The sequence below is a fragment of the Acinetobacter sp. ACNIH3 genome, assembly GCF_002918965.1.
Classification (GTDB): Bacteria; Pseudomonadota; Gammaproteobacteria; order Pseudomonadales; family Moraxellaceae; genus Acinetobacter; species Acinetobacter schindleri.
Map to the genome: position 1 here is coordinate 1 of NZ_PQLP01000082.1, position 4964 is coordinate 4964.

The 4964-nt window shown below is 30.6% G+C and carries 4 protein-coding genes; 2 read left to right on the forward strand and 2 right to left on the reverse strand.

Features of this window, described 5'->3' with window-relative positions; all coding sequences use genetic code 11:
• Positions 1 to 112 precede the first annotated feature (112 nt).
• Positions 113 to 1720 (forward strand): AAA family ATPase, encoded by a 1608-nt coding sequence (locus C3420_RS16215; RefSeq protein ID WP_213064675.1) that lies wholly within the window; start codon positions 113 to 115, stop codon positions 1718 to 1720.
• Position 1721: 1 nt separating this feature from the next.
• A complete protein-coding gene (locus C3420_RS16220; protein WP_228152981.1) occupies positions 1722 to 2984 on the forward strand; it encodes an McrC family protein in 1263 nt (420 codons plus the stop codon).
• A 172-nt stretch (positions 2985 to 3156) separates the two neighbouring features.
• On the opposite strand, the gene C3420_RS16225 is transcribed toward C3420_RS16220, so the two are convergent.
• Together C3420_RS16225 and C3420_RS16230 are read right to left on the reverse strand one after the other, a co-directional pair.
• Positions 3157 to 4581, reverse strand: coding sequence for a UvrD-helicase domain-containing protein (locus tag C3420_RS16225; protein WP_228152982.1), 1425 nt, complete (start codon positions 4579 to 4581; stop codon positions 3157 to 3159).
• 168 nt (positions 4582 to 4749) lie between these two features.
• Positions 4750 to 4964 (reverse strand): hypothetical protein (locus C3420_RS16230; protein ID WP_031991246.1); only part of this gene is annotated, 215 nt, incomplete at its 5' end.

The following is a 4964-nucleotide window of genomic DNA, read 5'->3' on the forward strand; positions in this document are numbered from 1 at the left end:
TGTTCAAATGGCGATTCAGCGTTTAATTGGTTTTGGGAAAAAAGAAGAGTTTAAGGAAATTTTGGCAATTTTAAGAAGGCAGAAGCCTGATAGGATAAGGGTTCTGTGAAATTTGTCGTGTACAGAGAAAAAAGAGTTTAATAAGCATTATCAGGCGAGTTGGACGGATTCTTTATATTTGCCGAAAACAATTGAAATAGCTAACAACTCACCTTTTATTAAATTTTGGTATCAAGATATAAATGGAAAAGTAAAAATGGATAATGTGATTAATTTACTTACTTATAAGCATCAGATTATTCTTCAAGGTCCTCCAGGAACGGGAAAAACTCGTTTAGCTAAATTGATTGCTGAAGACATGATCAGATCGAAAGTAATTGGCCATCCAGAAGAAATTATTGATAGTGAACTAAAAAAATTTGATTCAACTAGCGATCATATTCAAGCAACTAGAAAACTCCATCAACGTCTTCGTAATGAATTTTTAGAACAATTTCCAAAAGAAAGTTTAAACCAGCAGTTAACTCTGGATAAATATTGTACAGGTACTGGGGATCGAGACAACTTCTGTTGGTGGATTGAGAGGGGGCTACAACCTTTAGGTTATTACTTCCCAGGATCATCTCGTTCATACCAAATTTACTGGAAAAAGAGTACACAGGAATATAGTAAGCATGGATTTATTAAGAATACTGTGAATGATGAAGATGCAATGAAAGAAGTTGCAAAACTACTTCATAATTTGGTAAATCAAAAAAATATAGACGAAACTGCAAAGTACTTTGGTGATAGCTTTATATTAAAAATTTTGAATACTTACTATCCATTAGAGTATTTCCCAATAAATAGTGAAAAAATGATTGATCATGCTTTGAAAATTTTTAAAGTTGATTATTCAGCTCTAAATCTATTTGAAAAAAATAGAAAGCTTTATGAGGTTTATGTTGAAAAGAAAACGAAGTTTAATTTAGATATTACAGCTTTTGAGTTTTCAAATTTATTGTCGTCCAATTTTAATTTAAAAACAGGAGAGGACATCAGTGCTGAAAATGAAGTTGTAAGCCAAGGAGAATATCAAATTATACAATTCCACCCAGCATATTCTTATGAGGATTTTGTAAGAGGGATTGTTGCAGAAACTGATGATAATGGAAATATATCCTATAAAGTTGAGAATAAAGTATTAGCGAAATTTGCAAAAAAAGCTCAAGAAAATCCGAATGGAAAATATGTGTTAATTATTGATGAAATTAACCGAGCGAATTTACCATCAGTGCTTGGTGAGCTTATCTATGCTTTAGAGTATCGAGGTGAGGCGGTAACAACAATGTATGAATTTGAAGAGAAAAGGGAGATCACTTTACCTCATAATTTATACATCATTGGTACGATGAATACTGCGGACAGATCGGCGGAACACATTGATTATGCGATTAGAAGAAGATTTGCATTTTATAATGTACTACCAGATCAAAGCGTGATTTCACATGACAAAGCACTTATCATTTTTAAACAAATAGTTCAATTATTTGAACAACACATGTCATCTGATTTTAAGAAAGAGGACGTCATGATTGGGCATAGTTATTTTATTATTGAAAATGACGAAGAATTAAAAGTTAAATTAGACTATGAAATTAAACCAATTTTAAAAGAATATTTGAAAGATGGGATTTTAAATGAATCAGCTTCTACAGATATTGAAAATTTAAAGGTTTAAAGTGAATTTACATCAAACATTTGAACACTTACCTCTTAATATTACCGTAGATAATTTGGCAGATGCGAAAGAAATACTTTTTTGTCTTAACAAGGAAAAAAAGTGTATAGAGCTTAAATTTGCTCAAGCTGGGATTACCTTACACACCAATTATTATGTTGGTGTTGATTGGCTCAAAAATAATGATACAGCAATTTATGTAGCCCCGAAATTGAATGAGGCGACAAGAGAAACTGACTATTTTAAAATGTTATTCTCATGTATGAAGCATTCTGAGATAGCAGAGCATTCGAAGGGCTTGTACGAAATTAAGTTTGATGAACCATATATTGAGATCGATCAAAAGCAAGATTTAATTACGCCTCTCTTAATGATCCGCTATTTACAAGTTCTAAAGTCATTAGTGAGAAAGGGTCTCAAGAAGTCATATTATCGTGTAGAACAGAATTTAAGCTCTAAGATTAAAGGTAAAGTGGAGGTATCAAAGACGTTAAAACATAATATTTTAAGGAATAGACCGAGCAAGACTATATGTAATTTTGAGGTGTATGGTGTTGATAGTGTTGAGAATAAAATTTTAAAGACTGCTTTAAAATTTGTGGAACGATATTTGAATAACTACGGACAGTTTTCTGAATATTTTTTACCTTTTTTAAATTTCTGTAAGCCAGCTTTTCACGAGGTGGATGATTCAAATTTTGATTTGAATATGCTTAAGAAAACAAAAGTAAATGCTTTTTATAAAGAGTATCAAGACGCACTCGATTTAGCAAAAATGATCATAAGAAGGTTTGGTTATAACATTAAACAGGTTGATGGAGAGGTTGTTCATGTGCCACCATTTTGGATTGATATGCCTAAGCTATTTGAATTGTATGTATTGGGATTATTAAAAGAGCGATTCGGTAGCCAAATTCAATTCCAAGCTAAGGGGAATTATGGCGAACCCGATTTTCTTTTAGTGAGTCAAACTGAAAAGATGGTGATTGATACGAAATATAAAAAAATTTACCAAAATAATGATCAACGTAATGATCGTTATAATTCTGATGACATTCGTCAGATAGCTGGTTATGCACGTGATAAAAAGATATTGCAATGTCTTGATTATAGTGAGGATGAAATGCAGAATGTTGTTGTGGATTGTCTAATTATTTATCCAGACCAAAATTTTGATGAAAATTTACCTGAAAATTTAAAAGATAGTCCAATAGATCAATTTACCAAATTCTATAAAGCTCCTGTGAAGCTACCTACAATATAAATGCTTATTTATATGAGTTTAGGAGCTTCCTTATGGAGGGAAGATCCGATTGTTAATTAGCTTAATAATGTTTCACTGAAGATTTAGATTAAGAATTAGTCTATATTAAAAATCGAGTAGAAATACACAGGAAAAATTTAATGATATAAACAAAGTACTATCATTGTTGCTGCTATTCAATATTTTTAACTTCCCATATATTGCGATCTATTGTGTTTAGGTATTGTTCAAATCTATCTTTGTGTATTGCTATACAAAGTAGTTGAGTTGCTCGTGAAAAACCGACATATGCCATCTTTGTTGATTGTTTCGCTCTTTCAGTGGTCAGATTAAAAGGATTTCCTAAAAATTGATTTGCAAGTCTTTGGGACTCATAAGATTTAGCATTATTACCTTTTCCATCTTCATAATAATATGATTCTAAATATAGTGTTGCATCATGTGTTTGACCTTTGACAGAATGAACACTAGTAATTTCAATTTTTAGATCATTTTCTTCAATAATATTTGAAGCAGACGTTTGATTGTGACTAGTTTGGTCAATACCAGTTTTATCATTGTTAAGAAAATTACTGCACGCTGGAGAAAGACTATGATTTTCTTTAAAATAAGAAAGGAATACAGGAATATAAGCTTGCAAATCTAACAAAGCCTGATTCTGTTCATTTTTAATTATCTTTAAACAAGTTTGATAGACTTTTAAGTTTAGAACTGCATAGTTTTGCTCTGAATTTACCTTTAGGTAATTGATTAAATTTAAAATAGTATAAAGACGATTTTCATTTGTCGAAATCTTTTCAATTCTTAAGATCTTCAGTAGAGCATGAAAAATATTTTTTCTAATCATAGATAGAGTGGTGTGTTTTTTATCATAGAAATGAAGGTAACTTTTTAAGCATTTATAATCTTCTTTGGGTTTTTGTTCATTTTTTTGAAAAACCTGATGATAATCTTCTAATCTAAGTTTGGAAGGGTTAGTACGACTATTTTCATCATCTTTCCAATCGGTATTCCAACTTATGACTTTTATCTCTAGAGGTTTGTCTTGACGAAAGTTTAGCTTACCGGAACCTTTATATTGTTGTACGAGTTGAGAAAAATGCGGGATAACGTTCTTGATGGATGAATCTGAAAATAATAATATATGCGGTTTAAGTTGGCATTCATTCATGCCTTGAATATCTGTACAATGTTCAGGAAAAAGCGCAAAATTTTTAACAATATTTGCAATAGGGCTACTCAAACGTAAACTATTTGAAAGGTGAAGAACATTTTCTCTATCTTGCCAAATTGATTTAGTCTCTATTGAATTATAAATAGATTGATTTTTGTCTCCGATTCTTTGAATTATAGTATTTGTATCATTATTTTCTGTAAATATCTTTTCAATAAGCTCATATTGGTGAATATCCATATCTTGCATTTCATCAATAAATACATGTTGAAATCTTTTATTAATAATTTTGTGAATAATAGGATAATTATTTAGATATTTGTGTGCTAAAGCATAGCTATCACTAAAACTAAGAAAACCATTCAGAAGTAAATTATGCTTTATCGTAATAAGTTCTTGATATGTAGCAGTATGGCTACCCAATTTAGGAATTTGTATTTCAACATTAGTCCAAAAGTGTTTGAATTTTTTATCATTATCGATAAATGAATTTGCTAATATTTCTAAATATTGTATTTTACGTTGCGTAAGGGCATGCTTTGTGTTGAATGTAAGAGTAGACTCAACTTGATTAAAATATATATGGCGAATTCAAACATGAGGTGCGACAGTTTGAAAAGTCTTATGATAATCAACAAGCTGAGCAAATTTCTCTAATGGTGTAAGCCAATCTAACGCTTTTCTAGGACGAGTATTCAGTGACATGGCAACTTGATTTAAATAATGCTGATCTGCCTGATTTAAATCAATCCCTTTAGGTAAATATTGCCTAATTAAACCATTCATATTTTCGCATGTGCCTTTTT